The sequence below is a fragment of the Frisingicoccus sp. genome (assembly GCA_016298055.1).
Lineage (GTDB): Bacteria > Bacillota > Clostridia > Lachnospirales > Lachnospiraceae > Frisingicoccus.
On sequence record JAEDDO010000210.1, the window covers coordinates 1 to 2,998 of the forward strand.

A 2,998-nucleotide genomic window follows, 5' to 3' on the forward strand; every position below is an offset into this window, starting at 1 on the left:
CCGTATCTATGGAAGATGATACGATGATTAAAGATATCGCAAGCATCTTTGACTAATTTCATAAAAGATGCCGGGTTAAAAGCCTTTGAGAGTCTGTACAGGCCAAAGCTGTCTGACAGGCTCTTTCTATATTTAATAAAGACGAAAGAAGTGTGACCTTATTTGAAAACAATAGAAATTAAATATGAAAACAAAAAAATATATGACATATGTCTGGATGATTCATATGCACATCTGGCACAAAAACTTGCATCCATCAGTGTCTCAGGCCGAAAAGTCTGCATCGTTACTGACAGCAATGTGGCACCTTTATATCTGAACGAAATTGAAGGAATATGCCGTCCTTTATGCTCTAAAGTTGTTTCTTTCATTTTCGAAGCCGGAGAAGCCAATAAAAATCTTTCTGTCATTGAAAAAATATATGAAAAACTCATTATTGAAAAATTTGACAGAAAAGATTATATTATCGCCCTCGGAGGCGGTGTCACCGGAGACATGGCCGGATATGCCGCAGCTACTTTTTTGAGAGGCATTGCCTTTATTCAGCTTCCGACAACACTTTTATCACAGGTAGACAGCAGCATCGGAGGCAAGACAGGTGTTGACTTCCAGCAATATAAAAATATGGTGGGGGCTTTTCATCAGCCTGCGCTTGTCTATATGAATCTGAATACGTTAAAAACATTGGATGATCGCCAGCTCTGTGCAGGTATGTCGGAAGTCATCAAGCATGGATTGATCAAAAATGAGGCTTATTATCTCTGGATCAAAGACAATGTGTCTTCGATCATCTCAAGAGATTATCCGACTCTGGAGCATATGATCTACGAAAGCTGTCTGGTTAAAGGCGGTGTTGTTGAACGTGATCCGAAAGAACAGGGTGAACGGGCCCTTTTAAACTTTGGTCACACGATCGGCCATGCTGTTGAAAAACTAAAAGACTTTCAATGGCTCCACGGTGAATGTGTCGCTCTCGGAAGTGTGGCTGCGGCAGCCGTGTCCATGAATAAAGGTCTTATTTCTAAAGAAATTTTTGAGGATATACGCCAGACATTTATAGATTTTCGTCTGCCTGTCACTGTATCCGGAGTTTTACCGGAAGATGTACTTTCGGCCACAAAATCCGATAAAAAGATGGATGGCGGAAGAGTAAAATTCATTCTTCTGGAAACCATCGGAAATGCCTATATTGACCGCGAAGTGTCCGATGAAGAAATCTTAAAAGGAGTGGACGCTTGTTTATGAAATATTTAAAAGCTTTTTTCGGAGCCTTTATTCTTATTTTAATTGATCAGTGGACAAAATACATGGTTCTTCTTCACGTAAAACCTGTTTCATCTATTCCTCTGATCCCGGGTGTTCTTTCTTTTACCTATCACGAGAACAGAGGTGCTGTATGGGGGATCATGCAGGGACAGATTCCTGTTTTGATCCTATCTACCATCATCATACTTGCGGTAGTTTTGCATATCTATGCCCGAATACCGGATACCAGAAAATATATATGGCTGCGTCTTGTCTCTGTACTTGTCATATCCGGGGCCATCGGAAACTTTATTGACCGTGTTTTCCGAAGATATGTGGTCGACTTTATATACTTCGAACTCATTGATTTTCCTATATTCAATGTGGCCGATATGTATGTGGTTATTGCAGCCGGTTTACTGATCCTCGTTTCATTCCTCGTCTATAAAGAAGATTCTGACTTTGATTTTCTTCGTTTAAAAAAAGGAGAGAGCCATGAATAGCTGGTTCGTCGATACCGATGCAAACAATATGCGTATTGACCGTTTTATAAGTGAACGAATGGCTGACACATCTCGTTCCTATATACAGAAACTCATTAAAGATGAGCTTGTCACCGTCGATTCTAAGGTCGTAAAATCCAATTATAAGGTAAAAGAAGGGGAGTGGGTGGAAATCGTCCTTCCTGAGCCTGTAAGCCTTGATATCGAGGCTGAGAATATCCCTCTGGATATCTTGTATGAAGATTCAGATGTGCTCCTTGTCAATAAGCCAAAGGATATGGTCGTTCATCCGAGTGCCGGCCATGTTACAGGAACACTTGTGAATGCTTTACTTTATCACTGTAAAGATTCTTTATCATCCATTAACGGTGTTATGCGCCCGGGAATCGTCCATCGAATTGACAAGGATACAACAGGTATACTGATCATATGCAAAAACGATAAAGCCCATAACTGTATCGCTGAACAACTGAAAGTTCACAGCATTACACGGCGATATCACGCACTTGTCTGGAATAATGTAACAGACGATACAGGAACGGTCGATGCACCGATCGGACGTCATCCGGTGGATCGAAAGAAAATGGCGATAAACCACAAAAACGGTAAACATGCGGTGACACATTATAAAGTTCTGGAAAGATTTGGACAATATACCTATATACAATGTGAACTTGAAACCGGACGAACCCATCAGATCCGTGTGCACATGGCATCCATCGGACATCCTCTGGTCGGTGATCCGGTCTATGGTCCGGCAAAACAGCCATTTAAAACAGATGGTCAGATGCTTCACGCAAAAGTATTTGGTTTCATTCATCCATCAACAAATGAATATATGGAATTTGAAACAGACTTGCCGGAGTATTTTCAATTAATTTTAGAAAAACTGAGAAATAAAGGGACTGTTCATTGAAAGAGCAGTCCTTTTAGAGCGGTCTTTAACTATTCGCTAAACACAGCTTTTCCGAAAAGTTATTGCAAAAAAGCGAAAAATATGATATTCTAAAGCTGCTTTTCCATAAAGCATGCTATTTGAGCAGCCACTGTATTTTTTTATAATTTTTACCAGAAAGGTCTTATATTTATGAAATTACAACAACTCTTAAGTTATACCCGCAAAGCTGTCGATACTTACCAGATGATCCAACCCGGTGATAAAATTGCCATCGGCATATCCGGAGGCAAGGACAGCCTGACTTTACTTTATGCTTTACACGGACTGAAACGTTTTTATCCAAATCCTTTTG

Annotated in this window: 3 protein-coding genes and 1 pseudogene; all 4 read left to right on the top strand. The window is 40.2% G+C overall.

Annotated elements, in window-relative coordinates; genetic code table 11:
* Positions 1-162 precede the first annotated feature (162 nt).
* A complete protein-coding gene (aroB, locus tag QZZ35_RS10635; protein ID WP_291237381.1) occupies positions 163-1,245 on the top strand; it encodes a 3-dehydroquinate synthase in 1,083 nt (360 codons plus the stop codon).
* Complete coding sequence (gene lspA / locus QZZ35_RS10640; protein WP_291237382.1) at positions 1,242-1,748, top strand: signal peptidase II; 507 nt, start codon at positions 1,242-1,244, stop codon at positions 1,746-1,748. The genes aroB and lspA overlap by 4 nt, the downstream gene beginning before the upstream one ends.
* Positions 1,741-2,664, top strand: a complete 924-nt coding sequence (locus QZZ35_RS10645) for an RluA family pseudouridine synthase (protein WP_291237383.1) — start codon at positions 1,741-1,743, stop codon at positions 2,662-2,664. The genes lspA and QZZ35_RS10645 overlap by 8 nt, the downstream gene beginning before the upstream one ends.
* Before the next feature lie 171 nt (positions 2,665-2,835).
* Positions 2,836-2,998: pseudogene (locus QZZ35_RS11665) on the top strand (tRNA 2-thiocytidine(32) synthetase TtcA); the annotation flags it as partial.